The sequence below is a fragment of the Streptomyces koelreuteriae genome (assembly GCF_018604545.1).
Classification (GTDB): domain Bacteria; phylum Actinomycetota; class Actinomycetes; order Streptomycetales; family Streptomycetaceae; genus Streptomyces; species Streptomyces koelreuteriae.
In genome coordinates this window covers 4,590,989-4,610,292 of record NZ_CP075896.1, presented here as the reverse complement: position 1 = coordinate 4,610,292, position 19,304 = coordinate 4,590,989, and the positions used below count along the sequence as shown (strand labels likewise).

Annotated in this window: 20 protein-coding genes and 1 riboswitch; of the genes, 8 read left to right on the top strand and 12 right to left on the bottom strand. The window is 68.5% G+C overall.

Annotation, left to right across the window (positions count from 1 at the left end; genetic code table 11):
- Positions 1–27: 27 nt before the first annotated feature.
- Together KJK29_RS20895 and murQ are read left to right on the top strand one after the other, a co-directional pair.
- Positions 28–999, top strand: coding sequence for a MurR/RpiR family transcriptional regulator (locus tag KJK29_RS20895; RefSeq protein WP_215120671.1), 972 nt, complete (start codon positions 28–30; stop codon positions 997–999).
- 43 nt (positions 1,000–1,042) lie between these two features.
- Positions 1,043–1,996, top strand: a complete 954-nt coding sequence (gene murQ, locus KJK29_RS20890; RefSeq protein ID WP_215120670.1) for an N-acetylmuramic acid 6-phosphate etherase — start codon at positions 1,043–1,045, stop codon at positions 1,994–1,996.
- A gap of 56 nt (positions 1,997–2,052) precedes the next feature.
- On the opposite strand, the gene KJK29_RS20885 is transcribed toward murQ, so the two are convergent.
- A complete protein-coding gene (locus KJK29_RS20885; protein WP_215120669.1) occupies positions 2,053–2,967 on the bottom strand; it encodes a polyprenyl synthetase family protein in 915 nt (304 codons plus the stop codon).
- A 51-nt stretch (positions 2,968–3,018) separates the two neighbouring features.
- On the opposite strand from KJK29_RS20885, the gene KJK29_RS20880 reads away from it, so the two are divergent.
- On the top strand, positions 3,019–3,774 hold the full coding sequence (locus KJK29_RS20880) for a hypothetical protein (RefSeq protein WP_215120668.1): 756 nt from the start codon (positions 3,019–3,021) through the stop codon (positions 3,772–3,774).
- A gap of 12 nt (positions 3,775–3,786) precedes the next feature.
- On the opposite strand, the gene KJK29_RS20875 is transcribed toward KJK29_RS20880, so the two are convergent.
- The 3 genes from KJK29_RS20875 to KJK29_RS38905 form a co-directional block, all read right to left on the bottom strand.
- Entirely contained in the window at positions 3,787–4,536 is a 750-nt protein-coding gene (locus KJK29_RS20875; RefSeq protein ID WP_215120667.1) for a glycosyltransferase family 2 protein, read from the bottom strand.
- Positions 4,521–5,156, bottom strand: a complete 636-nt coding sequence (locus KJK29_RS20870; RefSeq protein ID WP_215120666.1) for a hypothetical protein — start codon at positions 5,154–5,156, stop codon at positions 4,521–4,523. The genes KJK29_RS20875 and KJK29_RS20870 overlap by 16 nt, the downstream gene beginning before the upstream one ends.
- A gap of 315 nt (positions 5,157–5,471) precedes the next feature.
- Positions 5,472–5,915, bottom strand: coding sequence for a hypothetical protein (locus KJK29_RS38905; protein ID WP_251058170.1), 444 nt, complete (start codon positions 5,913–5,915; stop codon positions 5,472–5,474).
- Here KJK29_RS38905 and KJK29_RS39405 point away from each other — a divergent pair.
- Entirely contained in the window at positions 5,818–6,120 is a 303-nt protein-coding gene (locus tag KJK29_RS39405) for a Scr1 family TA system antitoxin-like transcriptional regulator (RefSeq protein ID WP_370869149.1), read from the top strand. The genes KJK29_RS38905 and KJK29_RS39405 overlap by 98 nt on opposite strands.
- A complete protein-coding gene (locus KJK29_RS20860; RefSeq protein ID WP_215120665.1) occupies positions 6,117–6,686 on the top strand; it encodes a hypothetical protein in 570 nt (189 codons plus the stop codon). Before KJK29_RS39405 ends, KJK29_RS20860 begins: the two co-directional genes overlap by 4 nt.
- Position 6,687: 1 nt before the next feature.
- On the opposite strand, the gene KJK29_RS20855 is transcribed toward KJK29_RS20860, so the two are convergent.
- From KJK29_RS20855 to thrC, 6 genes are all read right to left on the bottom strand, one after another.
- Positions 6,688–8,244, bottom strand: a complete 1,557-nt coding sequence (locus tag KJK29_RS20855; protein WP_215120664.1) for a carboxylesterase/lipase family protein — start codon at positions 8,242–8,244, stop codon at positions 6,688–6,690.
- Positions 8,245–8,332: 88 nt separating this feature from the next.
- On the bottom strand, positions 8,333–9,454 hold the full coding sequence (locus KJK29_RS20850; RefSeq protein WP_215120663.1) for an NADH:flavin oxidoreductase: 1,122 nt from the start codon (positions 9,452–9,454) through the stop codon (positions 8,333–8,335).
- Positions 9,455–9,684: 230 nt separating this feature from the next.
- Positions 9,685–11,307 (bottom strand): chaperonin GroEL, encoded by a 1,623-nt coding sequence (groL, locus tag KJK29_RS20845; protein WP_215120662.1) that lies wholly within the window; start codon positions 11,305–11,307, stop codon positions 9,685–9,687.
- 333 nt (positions 11,308–11,640) lie between these two features.
- Complete coding sequence (locus KJK29_RS20840) at positions 11,641–11,844, bottom strand: cold-shock protein (protein WP_003949956.1); 204 nt, start codon at positions 11,842–11,844, stop codon at positions 11,641–11,643.
- A gap of 448 nt (positions 11,845–12,292) precedes the next feature.
- Positions 12,293–12,568: a MoaD/ThiS family protein gene (locus KJK29_RS20835; RefSeq protein ID WP_215120661.1), complete on the bottom strand. Its 276-nt coding sequence runs from the start codon at positions 12,566–12,568 to the stop codon at positions 12,293–12,295.
- A 91-nt stretch (positions 12,569–12,659) separates the two neighbouring features.
- Positions 12,660–13,946: a threonine synthase gene (gene thrC / locus KJK29_RS20830; protein WP_215120660.1), complete on the bottom strand. Its 1,287-nt coding sequence runs from the start codon at positions 13,944–13,946 to the stop codon at positions 12,660–12,662.
- Positions 13,947–13,964: 18 nt separating this feature from the next.
- Positions 13,965–14,121: riboswitch (SAM riboswitch) on the bottom strand.
- A 155-nt stretch (positions 14,122–14,276) separates the two neighbouring features.
- Between thrC and KJK29_RS20825 the strand changes: the two genes are divergently transcribed.
- From KJK29_RS20825 to otsB, 3 genes are all read left to right on the top strand, one after another.
- Positions 14,277–15,221, top strand: a complete 945-nt coding sequence (locus tag KJK29_RS20825; protein WP_215120659.1) for a glucosyl-3-phosphoglycerate synthase — start codon at positions 14,277–14,279, stop codon at positions 15,219–15,221.
- Positions 15,222–15,295: 74 nt separating this feature from the next.
- On the top strand, positions 15,296–16,684 hold the full coding sequence (locus KJK29_RS20820) for an alpha,alpha-trehalose-phosphate synthase (UDP-forming) (RefSeq protein ID WP_215120658.1): 1,389 nt from the start codon (positions 15,296–15,298) through the stop codon (positions 16,682–16,684).
- A 6-nt stretch (positions 16,685–16,690) separates the two neighbouring features.
- On the top strand, positions 16,691–17,551 hold the full coding sequence (otsB, locus tag KJK29_RS20815) for a trehalose-phosphatase (protein WP_251057880.1): 861 nt from the start codon (positions 16,691–16,693) through the stop codon (positions 17,549–17,551).
- A gap of 89 nt (positions 17,552–17,640) precedes the next feature.
- On the opposite strand, the gene KJK29_RS20810 is transcribed toward otsB, so the two are convergent.
- Together KJK29_RS20810 and KJK29_RS20805 are read right to left on the bottom strand one after the other, a co-directional pair.
- On the bottom strand, positions 17,641–17,889 hold the full coding sequence (locus tag KJK29_RS20810; RefSeq protein WP_215120657.1) for a DUF3263 domain-containing protein: 249 nt from the start codon (positions 17,887–17,889) through the stop codon (positions 17,641–17,643).
- A gap of 44 nt (positions 17,890–17,933) precedes the next feature.
- On the bottom strand, positions 17,934–19,187 hold the full coding sequence (locus KJK29_RS20805; protein ID WP_215120656.1) for an ABC transporter substrate-binding protein: 1,254 nt from the start codon (positions 19,185–19,187) through the stop codon (positions 17,934–17,936).
- Positions 19,188–19,304: the final 117 nt, after the last annotated feature.

Below are 19,304 nucleotides of genomic sequence, written 5' to 3'. Positions count from 1 at the left end.
GCACCGAGCCGAAAATATCTTTCAAGGGTGACCCGTAGAGTGAAGGAAATTTTCGCCGCTGAGAACGGCGGCCGGAACGGCAAGGGCGACACCGGAGGCCCGAGCGCCATGGTCGGCACGCTCGGCACCCCGCCCGCCCCCGCCGCCCTCGCCGCCAAGGTCCGGACCCTGGCGCCGTCGATGACGCGTTCCATGCAGCGCGTCGCCGAGGCCGTCGCGGGCGACCCGGCCGGCTGCGCGGCCCTCACGGTCACCGGCCTCGCCGAACTCACCGGCACCAGCGAGGCGACCGTCGTACGCACCGCCCGGCTGCTCGGCTATCCGGGCTACCGGGACCTGCGCCTCGCCCTCGCCGGCCTCGCCGCGCAGCAGCAGTCCGGGCGGGCCCCGGCCATCACGACGGACATCGCGGTGGACGACCCGATCGCCGACGTGGTCGCGAAGCTCGCCTACGACGAACAGCAGACCCTCGCCGACACCGCCGCCGGGCTCGACACCGTCCAGCTCGGCGCCGCTGTCACCGCGCTGGTCGCGGCCCGGCGCACCGATGTGTACGGCGTCGGGGCGTCCGGTCTGGTCGCCCAGGACCTCACGCAGAAGCTGCTGCGCATAGGGCTGATGGCCCACGCCCACAGCGACCCGCATCTGGCTGTGACGAACGCGGTGCAACTGCGGGCCGGTGACGTGGCGGTCGCCATCACGCACTCGGGGTCCACCGGGGACGTCATCGAGCCGCTGCGGGTCGCCTTCGAGCGCGGCGCGACGACGGTGGCGATCACGGGCCGCCCGGACGGGCCGGTGACGCAGTACGCCGATCACGTCCTCACCACGTCCACCGCCCGGGAGAGCGAACTGCGTCCGGCGGCGATGTCGTCGCGGACCGGCCAGCTCCTTGTGGTGGACTGCCTGTTCATAGGGGTGGCGCAGCGGACGTACGACACGGCGGCGCCGGCGCTCTCGGCGTCGTACGAGGCACTGGCCCACCGGCACCGTCCCTGAACACCGCACCGACACAGACACGGGAAGCACGGAAAGAGCCGTCATGACCTCCACCTCCGACCCCCGGGACCTCAGAACCGAGCTGGAGTCCCTGACCACCGAGGCCTTCCGGCCGGAGCTGGCGGACATCGACCGGCTGCCCACCCTGGACATCGCGCGGCTGATGAACGGCGAGGACGCCACCGTGGCCGGGGCGGTCGCGGCGCGGCTGCCGCAGATCGCCGCCGCGATCGACGCGGTCGCGGAGCGGATGGCCCGGGGCGGCCGGCTCGTCTACGCGGGCGCGGGCACGGCGGGCCGGCTGGGGATCCTGGACGCCTCCGAGTGCCCGCCCACGTTCAACACCGACCCGGCCCGGGTCGTCGGCCTGATCGCGGGCGGCCCCGAGGCCATGGTCACCTCGGTCGAGGGCGCGGAGGACTCCCGCGAACTGGCCCGCGCCGACCTGGAGACCCTCGGCCTCACCCCGGACGACACGGTGGTCGGCATCTCGGCGTCCGGCCGCACGCCCTACGCCATCGGCGCGGTCGAACACGCCCGCACCCGGGGCGCCCTCACCATCGGCCTGGCCTGCAACCCCGGCAGCGCCCTCGGCACCGCCGCCGACCACGCCATCGAGATCGTCGTGGGCCCCGAACTCCTCACCGGCTCCACCCGCCTGAAGGCCGGCACGGCACAGAAGCTCGTCCTCAACATGCTCTCGACGATCACGATGATCCGGCTGGGCAAGACCTACGGAAACCTGATGGTCGACGTCCGCGCGTCGAACGACAAACTCCGCGCCCGCTCCCACCGCATCGTCGCCCTCGCCACCGGCGCCGACGACAAGGAGATCGAGCAGGCCCTCACCGCCACCGACGGCGAGGTCAAGAACGCCATCCTCACCCTCCTGGCCGACGTGGACGGCCCGACGGCGGCCCGCCTTCTCGCCCAGTCCGACGGGCACTTGCGAGCGGCCCTCGCCGCCTGCTCACGTCCCTCAAGCCGTAGACCGTGACGCGTCCGCCCCATGGCCTTTGCACTCCCGAAGCGGACACGGGCCGTGGGGGAGGGCTACTGCTGGTCACCCACGAAGGAGCGTGCTGTCTTTTCATCTGAAACCAGCAAATGGATTCCCTCTGGAAGTGGACACTTCAATAATGAGGCAATCCTCTTCGCCTCACCAAGCCGCCGAGCGATCTCCAAGCAGGTACGTTCCACAGCCAAGTGGATGGAAGACTCGACCGCGTCCGGAAATTCACCGGCCTGCTGATCGATCAGTTGCGAGATAGCGGAATTCCTATGCTCTGCCAGGTCCGATCCCGGCAGCTTTCCTCGCCCTTCGTTGCGTGTGACGTTATTTACGTCGTTTGCAAGCTGGAAGGCCGTTCCCAAATGCATCCCCATGGTGTGCAGCAGCCTGCGGTCTCCTCGAGAGCGGCCGGCGTGCAGACCTCCCATCCAGAACACCAGCGCCACAAGGCTTCCGGTCTTCAACTCCGCTATACCGAACGGATCCTCCGGCGCCAGAGGTCCTTGCAGATCACAGAACTGCCCACGTGACATGTTCACCAACGCGTTCAGAACCCTTTTGATCGCCGCCGGCTCCAGACGCTGAATGACGGCGAGCCCGCCCGTCAGGAGCACGTCCGAAAGCGCCAATGCGCCCGGAACTCCCATGATCGCCCGCTCGGTGGGGAGGCCGCGCCGAAGGAAATCCGCGTCCTCTATGTCATCACGAATCACACTCGCCTTGTGGATCATCTCCAGTGCCACGGCGAGGTCGACCGCGACCCGGCGCTTCCGCTTCTCCGCATCGGGATTCGCCACCATGAGGAAAAGGACCGCCCGATTCAAGCGCCCCCCGCGCGAAATCCTGGAATAGACCTCTTCAGGGAGACCCAGCTCCCGAAGTCGATTCTGCAAGCTCAGGCGAACTTCTTCGCGAACTTCACCCCATCGAGAATCATAGCTCAAGTCGGAACTCATGTTCTCTCGCTATTGGCTTACAGGAACGACATTACCGAGTACACTTCGGACATGTCAATCCGCCGGACAGGTTTGAAACGTGCCGCCGCCTTGGCCTTCCTGATGATTTCCTTCTACGTGCTGCGCACAGCCGGCTCCCGACCTGAAGCAGCGGAACGAGAAGCCGAAACGGAACCAGACCGGTCCAAACGTGAGGCGTTTTGGGAGCCGTACAAGATTGCGATCGCCGCGTTTTACGCGATCTGCGTACAGAGGGCCTTCGAGACAAGCGTACAAAAATTCACCGCCGACCCTCCCCGGATTCGGTTTGATTCCGGAGGCCTGGAGGCGCACATAGAATCTGATCAAGTCGTCCTGGTGTGCCAGCTCCTAGCCGTTCTCACGTGGATGGGCCTCTTCTACATCAACAATGTTCGCCTCTACTTCCTCATCCCTGTGGGGAGGTCCATCAGACGAGCTCTGGCCCATATGACATTGACTGCGGCATTGGCGCAGTTCTACTTTCTTGCCGCCACCATCGGCAGCCCGTCCGTGAATCAACTTCTCTTGATATCCGGCATTCTTTTCACTGACGCCATGTTCCCCATCGTCATCGGACCGGTACTCAGCTCGAGGCTTCGCACCGTCTGGGTGATACGGGGCATCGTCCAGACGTCATCCATATTCTGGATCTTGTTCTTCGTGCCGCCGGTGCATTACGTGCGAGTCGAGTGGAGCGCCATCATGCTGTTTCTGATGCTTGTTCAACTCTTCATCCTCGCCCCCTTGGAGAGCCGCGCCCGTCGCCGGATGGCCGCGTCTCTCTGAGCAGCATCGCTGTCAGTGCGGCCTGACGGACCACTTCCCGTAGGGGTATCGAAGGTCGTTCGCCCGCTTTCCCACCGGCCCCTTCCCTCGCACTACGCGCAGATAAGCGGCCGCCCAGATGAACGCCAGTCTCGGAGCCGGCACCACACTGAGACGCCGCGAGCTGGCAGTGACATAGGAACGCCACTCGATGGAGTGCCGTGCTCCCATCCCTCGGGCGCGGATCCCGAAATCCGTATCCTCGCCGAGGAGGAACCCTTCTTTGAAGCCGTCCAACGCGCGATAGGTCCGCTTGTTGGTCATCATGAAGTCACCGTTCGTGACCGGATAGCCGAACAGCCGCGCCAGAAGAATCAGCAGATAGATGAGCAGGAGCGTGGCGCGTATTCCTGCATTACTTCTGTCCGGGCGATGGCGCACCGAAACCATGCACAGTTCCCGCGGCTCCAATCTGCGCAGACAGCGTTGGATCACCTGCGGCCCCAGCACCACGTCCGCATCGAGGAAGAGCAGATACTCATACCTCGCCAAGGCGGCTCCGATATTTCTTTGGGTGCCGATGTCAGCGGTCGGCGACTTGGTGATCGTCATGGCAAGCCGCTCCGAATAACGCCTGGCCACTTCTGTCGTCAAGTCGTTCAAGCTCGCATCGACGACGATCACTTCGACCGCCAGATCCCCGGACTCTCCGGCCAGGGACTCCAGCAGCGGCCCGAGGTACGTCTCCTCATTGAGGGTCGGAATGACTATCGAGAGGGCCACCACTTCTGCACCTTCCCATGCTTGACAAGACGCATCAGGTCGAAGGCGACGCACCCCATCCCGGGGACCAGATATCGGAGCTCCACACCGCGCAGAACGCCAGAGGTCATCGTGGGTACGGCTGTTCCCACAGCTCGGAGCAGAGTGAACCGGCTAACTCTCTCACTGGCCTTGCTCTGTGGGTCTGCAATGGCGCAGTACGCAGAAAACCCAAGATTCTGCCAAAGGGCCGAGATCCGGGCCGCCTCCCCCGGAGGGAGCCTGGAAAGAAAAGCAAGCTGATAGGCGACGGCCAAGGCGATCAGCGCCGGGCGCACATGGGCACCGGACTTACGAATCGCCTGCGTCCATTTCACGTCATGCGCCAACCAGGCGATGTTGATGGCAGTCTGAACGCGATCTTCCAGCGATAGTTTCCGCCATGTCCAGATACCCCCGGCGGAATAGATTGCCTCCCATGCCAGGTTGAAGGCGAGAGCGGCTTCGGGGAGCAGCTCCGTACCTTCTTCCTCGGTCTCCGCGATTGCCTCGCGATACGCTGCGATCCAGCAGGTTCCGCCAAAGACCTTGAGTGCGAGCAGTGCCGCGCGCTTTGCGGCCGTTTCCTGCTGATCGGTCACGACACCCTCACAATAGTCCGAGTAAATGAGGCCCACCCACGGCCGACCGCGAATGATCATCATGCGCAGGCAACAGAAGCAGCGAAACGGACTTGTTCCTGATGCCAGTGGTGAACGCGGAGACATGAGTGGCGGCTGGGTTTGCGACCGCATCACCAGAGATGACGATCATCCGTATCCGTGCATGCCTCCATGCTTGCACGCCCGTGCGCGGTCGGGAGGCAGAACACCGCCCTTACCGAGGACTCGACAACACTTGTCCAGATCGAATGATCGCCGGTCCGAACCGGCGTGCGGACCGGGCATCTTGACGACTCAGAGGTTGCGAAATCCGGGGCGTCGACCTATCGGAGATGACACTTGGCGGCGAAGTGTCACCGCCACGATCAGCCTCGCAGACCCCCGAGACCGCGGAACCAGCCCCGGAACCAGACCCGGAACGAGCACCCTGTCGGCCCCAACGCCCCGTACGTTCTCCGCGAGCAGCCTCTCCACCAGCCTCACACCCATCGGGATCAGCGACCTGTGGCAGTCGTCGTCGCTCCAGCCCTCCCAGGTCGGCGCGTACAGGACGGTCGGCAGCGGCCCGGGGACATGGTCCGCGTGCAGCCGGATCGACGACAGCTGCGGGCGGCCCACCTCGACGATCGCCTGGTCATCGATGGCGTGCCGCACCCTCTGGTACCGGTCCCGCTCGGCGGTGGCGGGCAGGGCCGGGCGGGCGCCGAACTCCGCCACACCCGCGAGAAGGAGCCGCATCCTCGACGAGCCGGCGAGGCCGTCCGTGTGGTCCGTGCTCGATGAGGCCGCACTGCGTCGGCGGACCGGTGGCCGGCAGGTCATGGCAGAGGCCTTGCGCCACGTCACTGCCCTGATGGCGACGGCGGCGACTGCCTGGGAACAGGAGATGAACAGCCCGCCCCACGCACCGGGACCGCGCCGACTGGCGACAATGGACGTATGAATCACGCCCAGCTCACCGCCCTAGGCCGTGCCCTCCGACTTCTCGGTGAGCACGGGGAAGCCCTCACCTCCGACACCCCGGACGCCAAGCTGCACGAGGTCAAGGCCGATCTGAAGCGCGCCCTGGACCTGCTGGACGAGAGCGTCACGGGAGCGGCGCCCAGCACGCGATGCCCCGAGCATCCGAACGGCCCCGTCGACGAGAACGCCCCCGACCTGTGTCTGCTGTGCGAGACCCGGCGCCGGACGGCCCGCCGGAACGAGTTCAACGGACCCGCGCCGCAGCAGCCGCAGACCGACCCCGTCCAGTCCCGCTACGGCGTGAGCGGCGACCGCCCCCAGCCCCAGCAGCGCTGGCTGCCGGAGCTGTGGACCGGCCAGACCTGGCAGCTCTGCGGCACCCCGCGCCGGGACCGCCGCGAGGCCGAGCTGTACATCGCCGCCCAGCGCAAGGCGCCCAGGTCGGCCATGGCGTACCGGCTCGTGCACGAGTTCACCGACTACGAGGTGCTGCGGGTGTGGGGGACGCCGGTCAAGGTCGACATCGAGCCGATGGGCAACCTGTAGCTCACAGCAGGGGCAGGGCCTGGAAGTCGTGACCCTCCCACAGGCGCCGCGAGGTCTCCTCCGGGTACGCGCTCACCTCGGGCTGCGCGTCCAGCACCCGCACCAGCCGCTCCTGCTCGTCGTACGCCGGCCAGCCCGGGTCGCCCGACCGCGCGAAGGAGGTCCAGGACGCGCGGAAACCGGACGACAGCGCAAGCGCCTCGGCGGACGGCTCCACGCCCCCGAACAGCAGCAGCCCCAGGTCCGCCCCGTACGTGCCGAACAGCAGCGGGATGTCCAGGCCGTGGCAGGCACCGAGCGCGCCGCCGCTGCCCGGGGCCGCCCAGGTCAGTTCGTAGACGTAGGCGCTGCCGCCGCCCGCGCGCTGCGCGTCGGCCAGGTGCAGGGAGGGCATGTTGAACAGCCAGTCCGTCTGGACGCGCTCGTAGAGCTCGCCCGGGGAGGCGTCGGGGAAGGCCGCGCGATAGGCCCGCTCCCCGTCGGGGCCCGGGGCGAACAGGCGCAGGGCGGATGTCGCCTGCTCCTCGGTGATCTGGCCCAGCCGGCCCGCCATGGCGAGGAAGAGGCGGAACTCGTCACGGTTGTGGCCGACGAGCAGGTCGATGTCCCTCGCCGAACCGGCCGCCAGGGCCTGCCACGGCGTGGTCGGCAGGACCTCGCCGTCGACCACCGGGGAGAACGGCGTGACCGTGGGCGCCGCCTGACCCCAGCGGTCGACGTACTGGAGCATCTTGGCGCCCAGCGTCTCGCCCGCCGACGTCAGCCGGTGCGGGGCGATCGTCGAGAGATCGGCGACCGTGGGGCGCAGCCCCAGCTCGGCGGCCAGGGCGAGACCGATGTCACGGGAGAGTGCGTCGGAGAAGAACGTCCCCGGCACGCTCTGCGCGATCGCCCGGCGGAAGAGACCGGCCGCCCGTGGCATGGCGAGCAGCGAGGCGACCGAGCCCGCGCCGGCCGATTCACCGAAGACCGTGACCTGGTCGGGGTCGCCGCCGAACGCCTCGATGTTGTCGCGGACCCATTCCAGTGCCGCCACCTGGTCGAGCAGGCCACGGTTGGCGGGCGCGCCCTCGATGAACGCGAAACCCTCCATGCCCAGGCGGTAGTTGAGGGATACGACGACCACGTCGCCTTCGGCCGCGATGTGCCGGGCGTCGTAGCCGGGGCTGCCGGAGTGGCCGAGCTTGTAGGCACCGCCGTAGATCCACACCATCACCGGGCGGCGGGCCGCCGGGTCGGCTTCGGGGGTCCAGACGTTGACCGTGAGCCACTCGTCGCCCTCGGGTACGTCGAGCAGGCCCGGGCCGCCCAGGCTGCCGATGTCCTGCGGGGGCGGCGGGCCGAAGGCGTGGGCGTCGCGTATGCCGTCCCAGGCGTGGGCGGGGCGCGGTGCCATGAAACGGGCCTCGCCCACCGGGGGCGCGGCGAAGGGGATGCCGCGGAAGACGGCGAGTCCCTCCTCCCTGCGGCCCCGGACCGCACCGGCGGTGGTACGCACCACCGGTGCGGGCTCTTCGGAAGGGCTGCCCGCCGGCGGACGGGACTCGGTCGTCGTCATCTGGATCTCCTCACGGAATGCCGGTGCACAGGCGTTCGGCCAGTGTCCTTGACTGACGCAAGCAAATCCAGAGCCTCAGATGACCAGGTCAGCTGAGGGTCTTCAGCGCCGCCGGGTCGTACGGGGCCGTGTCCGCGAAGCGGCCGTCCAGCACCTTGGCCGCCCACTGCGGGTCCTGGAGCAGGGCGCGGCCGACGGCGACCATGTCGAACTCGTCGCGCTCGAAGCGGTCCAGGAGGTTGTCGAGGTCGTTGACCTCAGCGCCCTGGCCCTGGAAGGACTTGAGGAAGTCGACGCCGTTCAGGCCGACCGAACCGACGGTGATGGTGGGCTTGCCGGTGAGCTTCTTGGTCCAGCCGGCCAGGTTGAGGTCGGAGTCGTCGAACTCGGGCACCCAGTAGCGGCGGGTGGAGGCGTGGAAGGCGTCGACACCCGCGGCGGCCAGCGGGGTCAGGATGGACTCCAGCTCCTCGGGCGTCTCGGCGAGGCGGGCGTCGTAGGCCTCCTGCTTCCACTGCGAGTAGCGGAAGATGATCGGGAAGTCGGCGGAGACGGTCTCGCGGACAGCCGCGACGATCTCCTCCGAGAGCTTGGCGCGGGCGACGCGGTCGCCGCCATAGGCGTCGGTGCGGCGATTGGTGCCCTCCCAGAGGAACTGGTCGAGCAGGTAGCCGTGGGCGCCGTGGATCTCCACGCCGTCGAAGCCGATGCGCTCGGCGGCGGCAGCGGCCTCGGCGAACGCGCCGATGACGGCGTCGATGTCGGCCTGGGTCATGGCCTTGCCGGTGGGCTCCGAAGCGCCGATGCGCAGCCCGGAGGGGCCGACGGCCGGGGCGTCCGCGACGGGCGGCTCACCCTGGTTGCGGACCATGCCGATGTGCCAGAGCTGCGGCACGATCGTGCCGCCCGCCGCGTGCACCGCGTCGGCGACCTTCGCCCAGCCCGCGAGCTGCTCCGCGCCGTGGAACCGCGGCACGCGGTCGCTCTGCCCGGCCGAGTCGTGCCCGACGTAGGTGCCCTCGGTGACGATGAGGCCGACTCCGGCGGCGGCGCGGCGGGAGTAGTACGAGACGACGTCCTCTCCGGGGACGCCGCCCGGGGAGAACATGCGGGTCATCGGGGCCATCGCGATCCGGTTCGGGACGGTCAGGCCGCCCAGCGAGACGGGCCGGGACAGGATTTCGGCGGCGCGGGAGGCGGCGACAGTCACTCAGGGGCTCCTTCGGATACCGGACAGTATGTGCATGCGCATAAGGCGTACGTTTCAACGAACCGGCCCCGCCCCTGCCATCCCGCCCGAGCTGTGACCCCGCACACGCCCGCACACACCCACATACGCGCACCCACGCGCACACGCCCGAGGGCGGCACCCCCTGTCGGAACAGGGAGTGCCGCCCTCGGCAAGACCGTTGATCAACCCGGGAAAATCCCAGGGGTCGATCAGAAGTCCATGTCACCGCCCGGCATACCGCCACCGGCGGGCGCGGCGGCCTTCTCCGGCTTGTCGGCGATGACGGCCTCGGTGGTGAGGAACAGCGCGGCGATGGAGGCGGCGTTCTGCAGAGCGGAACGGGTCACCTTCGCCGGGTCGATGATGCCCTCGGCGATCATGTCGACGTACTCACCGGTCGCGGCGTTCAGGCCGTGGCCGACCTGGAGGTTGCGGACCTTCTCCACGACGACGCCACCCTCGAGACCACCGTTGACGGCGATCTGCTTGAGCGGGGCCTCCAGCGCGAGCTTCACGGCGTTGGCTCCGGTCGCCTCGTCACCCTCGAGCTCCAGCTTCTCGAAGACCTGGGAGGCCTGCAGCAGGGCCACGCCACCACCGGCGACGATGCCCTCCTCGACGGCCGCCTTGGCGTTGCGCACGGCGTCCTCGATGCGGTGCTTGCGCTCCTTGAGCTCCACCTCGGTGGCGGCACCGGCCTTGATGACCGCGACGCCGCCGGCGAGCTTCGCCAGGCGCTCCTGCAGCTTCTCGCGGTCGTAGTCCGAGTCGCTGTTCTCGATCTCGGCGCGGATCTGGTTGACGCGGCCGTTGACCTGGTCGGTCGAGCCGGCGCCGTCGACGATGGTCGTCTCGTCCTTGGTGATGACGACCTTGCGCGCCTTGCCCAGCAGGTCGAGCGTGGCGTTCTCCAGCTTGAGGCCGACCTCCTCGGAGATCACCTCGCCGCCCGTGAGGATGCCGATGTCCTGCAGCATCGCCTTGCGGCGGTCGCCGAAGCCCGGGGCCTTGACGGCGACGGACTTGAAGGTGCCGCGGATCTTGTTGACGACCAGGGTCGACAGGGCCTCGCCCTCGACGTCCTCGGCGATGATCAGCAGCGGCTTGCCCGACTGCATGACCTTCTCCAGGAGCGGGAGCAGGTCCTTGACGTTCGCGATCTTGGAGTTCGCGATCAGGATGTACGGGTCGTCGAGGACGGCCTCCATACGCTCCATGTCGGTGGCGAAGTACGCCGAGATGTAGCCCTTGTCGAAGCGCATACCCTCGGTGAGCTCCAGCTCCAGACCGAAGGTCTGGGACTCCTCGACGGTGATGACGCCTTCCTTGCCGACCTTGTCCATGGCCTCGGCGATGAGCTCGCCGATCTGGGTGTCGGCGGCGGAGATGGAGGCCGTGGAAGCGATCTGCTCCTTGGTCTCGACATCCTTCGCCTGCTCCAGCAGGGCGGCGGAGACGGCCTCGACGGCGCGCTCGATGCCACGCTTGAGGGCCATCGGGTTGGCGCCGGCGGCTACGTTGCGCAGACCCTCCTTGACCAGGGCCTGGGCGAGAACGGTCGCGGTGGTCGTACCGTCACCGGCGACGTCGTCCGTCTTCTTGGCGACTTCCTTGACCAGCTCGGCGCCGATCTTCTCGTACGGGTCCTCGAGCTCGATCTCCTTGGCGATGGAGACACCATCGTTGGTGATCGTGGGGGCGCCCCACTTCTTCTCGAGGACGACGTTGCGACCCTTGGGGCCGAGCGTCACCTTGACGGCGTCCGCGAGCTGGTTCATGCCGCGCTCGAGGCCGCGCCGCGCCTCCTCGTCGAACGCGATGATCTTGGCCATGTGAAGTGGTCCCTCCAGGACTGGGGGTGATTACTTCGGACCGCGCCCGCGCCCGCGACGGACGGCTCGCCAGCCTCGTGGTTCCTTCCCCACCCGGCCTGCGGGCCTCACCGACCCGGTCCTTACGTTGTCACTCTCACCTTCAGAGTGCTAACGCAATGATTAGCACTCGGGCATGTCGAGTGCAAGCGCCTCTCGGGGATCGGGCGGGCCGGTCAGCCAGCCGCGAACGAGGTCCGGCGGGTCATGCGGACAGACCGAAGGGCCCGTACCCCGGGGGGTACGGGCCCTTCAGAGAAGACCTGCCGCTTGCGGTTTGTCGTGGTCGCGCGTTCAGGCAGCGACGCGAACCATGTCGGCCTGTGGACCCTTCTGGCCCTGCGAGATCTCGAACTCGACCCGCTGACCCTCTTCAAGGGTGCGGTAGCCGTCCATCTGAATCGCGCTGTAGTGGACGAAAACATCCGCACCACCGTCGACCGCGATGAAGCCGTACCCCTTCTCCGCGTTGAACCACTTGACGGTGCCCTGAGCCATGCCTAACTCCCCTATTACTGGCCCTTGCACAGATCCGCACTTCGCGGATCCGGGTCAGACCTCACCCCCCACGGATTGGGGGCGTGCGCCGGAACGCGTCGACCGCGGCCGAATGTATCTGTCCAACTGCCCTCTGCAACAGGTCAATCGGACGAGAATTCCGGACGCACAGGATCCGGAATGTGGGGAGAATTCGCCAGACTTCAGGGCAAGTCGGGCCACACAAAGGGAACAAAAGCCGCGAAAGACACACACACTTTGGCTACATCTTGTCGGGCTCGCGGCAGGAATTCAGGGTGCCCGATCAGGGGATCGGGATCGCGTTCCCCAACTGTACCGCGCTCAACCACACAGAATTGCCCCCTCCGCTTCTCTCACGGAGGGGGCAATTCAATCAACGCTCAGTGACGGCCGTTACCGATGGTAATAATCGGGCCGGTCGACCGGTTCAGCCGCCGGCGACGGCCGGAATGATCGACACCCCGGCACCGTCCGGAGTGGCCGTCTCAAGACCCTGCTCGAACCGCACGTCGTCGTCATTGACGTACACGTTGACGAACCGGCGCAGCTTGCCCTGGTCGTCCAGCACCCGGGCGGCGATCCCGGTGTGGTTCTTCTCCAGATCGGCGATGACCTCCCCGAGGTTCCCGCCCTCGGCGGCGACCTCGGCCTGCCCGCCGGTGTAGGTACGCAGGATGGTGGGGATGCGAACGGTGACGCTCATGACTTCAAAACCTCCGGTTGGGTAGCGGACCTGCTTTAGGGGCGCGGGGAACTGCGCGACCAGCCCCCCACCGGCCCGCAGCCGTCAACGATCAGACGAGCCCAGCCTCACGGAACGAATCAAGGTTGGGACGAATCGTCGCGGTCAGCCCGGTCCCCGCCACCGCGTCCAACGTCTTCAGCCCATCACCCGTGTTCAGCACCACGGTCGTCAATGACGGGTCGAGAAGCCCGTTCTCCAGCAGCTTCTTCGCCACCCCCACCGTCACCCCACCGGCGGTCTCCGCAAAGACACCCTCGGTCCGGGCAAGCAGCTTGATCGCCTCGACGACCTGCTCGTCGTTCACGTCCTCCACCGCACCACCCGTACGCCGCGCGATGTCCAGCACGTACGGCCCGTCCGCCGGGTTCCCGATCGCCAGCGACTTGGCGATGGTGTCCGGCTTCTGGGGACGTACGACGTCGTGCCCGGCCTTGAAAGCCGTCGACACCGGCGAGCAGCCGAGCGCCTGCGCGCCGAAGATCTTGTACGGCTTGTCCTCGACCAGACCGAGCTTGATGAGCTCCTGCAGACCCTTGTCGATCTTCGTGAGCTGCGAGCCGGAGGCGATCGGCACCACGAGCTGGTCGGGCAGCTGCCAGCCGAGCTGCTCGCAGATCTCGTACGCGAGGGTCTTGGAGCCCTCGGCGTAGTACGGCCGCAGGTTGACGTTGACGAAGCCCCAGCCCTCGCCGGCCGGGTCGCCGATCAGCTCGGAGCAGAAGCGGTTCACGTCGTCGTAGTTGCCCTCGATGCCGACGAGCTCGCCGCCGTAGACCGCGGCCATCACGACCTTGCCCTGCTCCAGGTCGTGCGGGATGAACACGCAGGAGCGGAAGCCGGCGCGGGCCGCGGCGGCGCCCACCGCACCGGCGAGGTTGCCGGTGGAGGAGCAGGACAGGGTGGTGAAGCCGAAGGCGCGGGCGGCCTCCAGGGCCTGGGCGACGACGCGGTCCTTGAAGGAGTGCGTCGGGTTGCCGGAGTCGTCCTTGACGAAGAGCTTGCCGGCGTCGACGCCGAGCTCACGGGCGAGGTTGTCGGCCTTGACGAGCTTGGTCCAGCCGGGGTTGATGTTCGGCTTGTCCGCGACGTCGGCCGGGACCGGCAGCAGCGGGGCGTAGCGCCAGATGTTCGCGGGGCCCGCTTCGATGCGCTTGCGGAGCTCTTCGGTGTCGTAGGCCGAGAAGTCGTAGGCGATCTCCAGCGGGCCGAAACACTCCTGGCACGCGAAGACCGGGCCGAGCGGGACGCGGTGACCGCACTCGCGGCAGCTCAGGGCGGCGGCGGGGCCGAGGTCTACGGTGGATTCGGTGGTGCTTGCAACAGTCTGCGCAGCCATGTGAGGCGAGGCCCTTTCTCCTCATCTTCCTCACGACGCATCTCGCCGTGAGACGGATTTGGCACCTTCCCGAGCCGGGAGCCTCGCGCGTGTGGTCGACAGTGACCTACGAGTACCGACTGGAGGGTTGCCGGGGCTTCAACGGGCCGTTTCCCTCTGCCCCTCTGGATGAGCTGTATTCGGTTGTCGACGTGGGTTGACCCCGGACATGCGATGGTCACCCGCGTTGTTCAAGACTGTAACCGACGACCAGGACAGTTGAGATAGTCGTCCGAACCGCGAGATGGCTCACAGTCCGTCCCGCCGAGAGTACGCAGAGGAGCCGCCACGGTGCTGGAAGAAGTCGAGCGCTGGCTGAGCACCCGTTCCTGGTCCGCGACCGATCGCCCCCTCCACCAGATACTCGCCGCCAAGCAGCGCACGGGCCAGACGGTCAGTGTCGTGCTGCCCGCGCTCAACGAGGAGGAGACGGTCGGCGACATCGCGGCCGTCATCCGCCACGACCTGATGCGGCAGGTGCCGCTCGTAGACGAACTCGTCGTCGTCGACTCCGGCTCGACCGACCGTACGTCGGAGGTGGCCGCGGCCGCGGGCGCGACGGTGGTGCACCGGGACGCGATACTCCCGCGGCTGCCCGCGGTGCCCGGCAAGGGCGAGGTGCTGTGGCGCTCGCTGCTCGCCACCCGCGGGGACATCGTCTGCTTCGTCGACGCGGACCTCAGGGACTTCTCGTCCGACTTCGTCTCCGGGATCGTCGGCCCGCTGCTCACCGAGCCGGACGTGGACCTGGTGAAGGCCATGTACGACCGTCCGCTCGGCGGCGCCGCCGGGCAGGGCGGCCGGGTCACCGAGCTGATGGCCCGCCCGCTGCTCAACATGCACTGGCCACAGCTCGCCGGCTTCGTGCAGCCGCTCGGCGGCGAGTACGCGGCCCGCCGCTCCCTGCTGGAGCAGCTGCCGTTCCCCGTCGGCTACGGCGTCGAGCTGGGCATGCTGGTCGACGCCCTGCACCTGGCGGGGCTCGACGCGCTCGCCCAGGTCGATGTCGGGGTGCGCAAGCACCGGCACCAGGACGGGCAGGCGCTGGGCCGGATGGCCGCCGCGATCTACCGCACGGCCCAGCTCCGGCTGGCCCGCGGGCATCTGATCCGGCCGTCCCTGACGCAGTTCGAGCGGGGCGGGGACGGCTTCGAGCCGCGGACGTACTCCGTGGACACCGAGGAGCGTCCGCCGATGGTGGAGATCGCCGAGTACCAGGCACGGAAGGCCGCCTGACCGGGGCTGTTTTTCGGCCGGTCGGGTCAGGTCCGTACGTTTGAGCGTTTCCGGGCCGGGCTAGGTTGAGGGCTATGGCTTCTACGTACGGTGCTGCGCGGGTGCTGGTGGCCTCCAACCGCGGCCCGGTCTCCTACACGGTGGGCGAGGACGGTTCGCTGAACGCCAAGCGCGGCGGCGGCGGACTGGTCTCGGGGCTCTCCGCGATCGGCTCGGACGCGGACGCGCTGTGGGTCTGCTCCGCGCTGTCCGACGGCGACCGCGAGGCCGTACGGCGCGGGGTCGGCGAGGACGGCGTACGGATGCTGGACATCCCCGCCGACGTGCACGCCGACGCGTACAACGGCGTCGCCAACTCGGTGCTCTGGTTCGTCCACCACATGCTGTACCAGACCCCGCTGGAGCCGGTCTTCGACGCGGAGTTCCGGCGGCAGTGGGCGTCGTACGAGGCGTACAACCGGGCGTTCGCCCAGGCGCTGGCGGAGGAGGCGGCCGAGGGCGCGGCGGTCGTGGTGCAGGACTACCACCTGTGCCTGGTGCCCGGCCTGCTCCGCGAGCTGCGCCCGGACGTCCGGATCGGGCACTTCTCGCACACGCCTTGGGCGCCGCCCGAGTACTTCCGGATGCTGCCGGACGATGTGGCGGGGCAGGTGCTGCGCGGCATGCTGGGCGCGGACCGGCTGGGCTTTCTCACCCAGCGCTGGGCGGACGCGTTCGCCGAATGCGCCGAGCGGTTCGCCGACGGACTCGGGGGCACGCGGATCGGCGTGCACGGGCTGGGGGCCGACGCGGACTTCCTGCGGCAGCGGTCCCACGAGCAGGACGTCGAGGAGCGGATGGCCTCCCTGCGTGAGCAGATCGGCGAGGGCCGCCGCACCATCGTCCGCGTCGACCGCACCGAGCTGTCGAAGAACATCGTGCGCGGTCTGCTGGCGTACCGGCAGCTGCTCGACGACCACCCCGAGTGGCGCGAGCGCGTCGTACACGTGGCCTTCGCCTACCCCTCCCGGCAGGACCTCGCGGTGTACCGCGACTACACGGCCGAGGTGCAGCGGCTGGCGGACGAGATCAACGAGCAGTACGGGACACCGGGCTGGACGCCGATCGTCCTGCACGTCAAGGACGACTTCGCACGCTCCCTGGCCGCCTACCGGCTGGCCGACGTCGCACTCGTCAACCCCATCCGCGACGGCATGAACCTCGTCGCCAAGGAGGTCCCGGTCGTCTCCGACGCGGGCTGCGCGCTGGTGCTGTCGCGGGAGGCCGGGGCGTACGAGGAGCTGGGCGAGGACGCGATCACCGTGAACCCGTACGACGTCACCGGCACGGCCGCGGCCCTCCACGAGGCACTCTCGATGCGCCCGGAGGAACGCGCCGAGCGCGCCAAACGCCTGGCAGCGGCAGCGACCGCGCTGCCGCCGGCGCAGTGGTTCGTGGACCAGCTCGACGCGTTGAGGGGCTGAGCGGTGGTGACCAGCCTGCACACGGATCACGGGGATCATGGGCTTCCGGCGCCCGCCACGAAGGCCGGGCAGGAAGGTCTGGACGCTCTCCTCACTCATCCCGGCAAGGCCCTGATCGGGCTCGACCTCGACGGGACGCTCGCGCCGATCGTCGCCGATCCCGAGAAGGCCCGGGCCCATCCCGAGGCCGTGCCCGCGCTGGCGGCGCTCGCGCCGAAGGTCGCCGCCGTGGCGGTGATCACCGGTCGGCCCGCCGAGGTCGCGGTGCGCAACGGCGGCTTCGCCGACGTCCCCGGCCTGGAGCACCTCGTCGTCCTGGGGCACTACGGCGCCGAGCGGTGGGACGCCCGTACCGGCGAGATCACCGCCCCTCCCCCGCACCCCGGAGTCGCGGGCGTCCGCACGGAACTGCCCGAACTCCTCGAACGGCTCGGGGCGTCGCAGGGAACCTGGATCGAGGAGAAGGGCCGGGCCGTGGCCGTGCACACGCGCCGCGCCGCCGACCCGCAGGCCACCCTGGACCAACTGCGCGAGCCGCTGACCGGCCTGGCCGGCCGCCACGGCCTGATCGTCGAACCCGGCCGCATGGTCCTCGAACTCCGCCCGCCCGGCATGGACAAGGGCGTCGCCCTGACCGAGTTCGCCCAGGAGATCGGCGCCGGTTCCGTCCTCTACGGCGGCGACGACCTGGGCGACCTCCCCGCCTTCTCCGCCGTCGACCGTCTCCGCACGAACGGCACCCCGGGCCTGCTGGTATGCAGCGGCAGCGACGAGGTGACGGAACTACGGGAGCGCGCGGACCTGGTGGTGGAGGGCCCGGAGGGCGTCGTACGCCTGCTGGCAGCACTGGCCCAACGGCTCGACTAGAGGCGCCCCAAAGGGGCGCGGGGCTGTATCGATCTGCGGCTCCGCCGCGTGGGCGCGACCAGCCACGACGCGCCCGCACCCCGCGAACCTCAGCGTTCAGCCCGCCGCCGCTCCCGAACCCGCCGCAGCCGATTCACCGTCACCGGGTCGTGGGCAAGAGCCCTCGGGTCGTCCAGCAGGGCATTGAGGAGCTGGAAGTAACGCACAGGAGCAAGCCCCAGCTCCTCCCGCACGGCCCGTTCCTTCGCACCGGGACCGGAAAAGCTCCGCCCTTCGAGCGCGAGGATGTCCCGCTCCCGCCGCCCGAGCCGCCCCTGCTCACCCGTGTCCTCGTCCATGCCCGGCACCGTAACGCCCACCACCGACAGCGCCCAGCCGGCGCCTACTCCGCGTTCTCCGCCCGGGACGCCTCCGCCTGGAGCTGCCCGAGGACGACCGAGGGGCTGCCGCCGGGGGCGACGGCCTTGCCGATCCGCTGCTTGATCTCGGCGCTGACGTCGGCCCAGGAGGTCTTGCCGACCGGGTACAGCTCGGAGGTCAGCAGCTCCTCCAGGAACGGCCGGAGGTGCCGGTCCTGCTCGGACACGGCCATCGTCCCGGACGCGGAGGTGGTGACCGGCAGCAGGTCGTACTCGCGGGAGAAGGCCAGCACGTTCTTCTCGCTGTACACGAAGTCGAGGAAGTCGCCGACCTGGTCGCGGTTGCCGTTCTTGCGGAAGGCCGTCATCCAGTCGGCGACACCGAGCGTGGACTTGCTCGTGCCCTCCTTGCCCGGCGTCGGCACCATGCCGTACTTGACGCCCTTCTTCCCGGCGATGTTCATCAGCGACGGGTGCCCGTTGACCATGCCGACCTCGCCCTTGGCGAAGGCGGCGTACGCGTCGGCCCGGTTCAGCTCCCCGGGCGCGACCGGCCCGTTCAGGCCCTTGCCGACGAGTTCGTCCTTCAGCCAGGAGAAGGTGTCGACGTTCTCGGGGGAGTCGATGCCGTAGCTGTCGACGGTGTCGGTGTAGCCGCCCCCGCCGCTGAGCATCCACTGCATGGTCTCGGCCGGCGCCTCCTCCGGGCCGAGCGGCAGCGCGTACGGGTAGGTCACGCCCTCCGCCTTGAGCGCCTCGGCGTCGTCGGCCAGGTCGTCCCAGGTCTTCGGCGGGGTGATGCCTGCCTCGGAGAAGAGGGTCTTGTTGTAGAAGAGCACGCGCGTGGAGGAGGCGAACGGCATGCCGTACTGCACGCCCTTCACCTGCCCCGCGGAGGCGAGCTGCCCGACGAAGTCGGCCTGCACGGGTATGGAGAGCAGTTCGTCGGCCTTGTAGAGCTGGTTCTGCGCCGCGTACCCGGCGTACGAGCCGATCTGCGCCATGTCCGGCGGGTCACCGGCGGCGACCATCTCCCGGACCTTGCGGTCGACGTCGTTCCAGGAGTAGACGCTGACGTCGATCTCCACGTCGGGGTGGTCGGCCTCGTACTCCGCGACGAGCTTGTCCCAGTACTTCTGGGAGCTGTTGGCCTTGCTGTCGCCGTAGTCGGCGGCGACCAGCTTCAGGGTCACGTCGGCGGAGCCGCCCGTCACGCCGCAGCCGCCGAGGACCGCCGTCATGCCCAGTGCGGACACCACCGCGATCGTTCCTGCCATCCGCTGCCGCTGCACCGCTGTACTTCCCCAACCCTGGCGTCACCGCCACCGAAAACTTTCGATATTCGGAATAAGGTCTACACCACGTGAGTGGACTAGACCTCTCGCGGGTCCCCG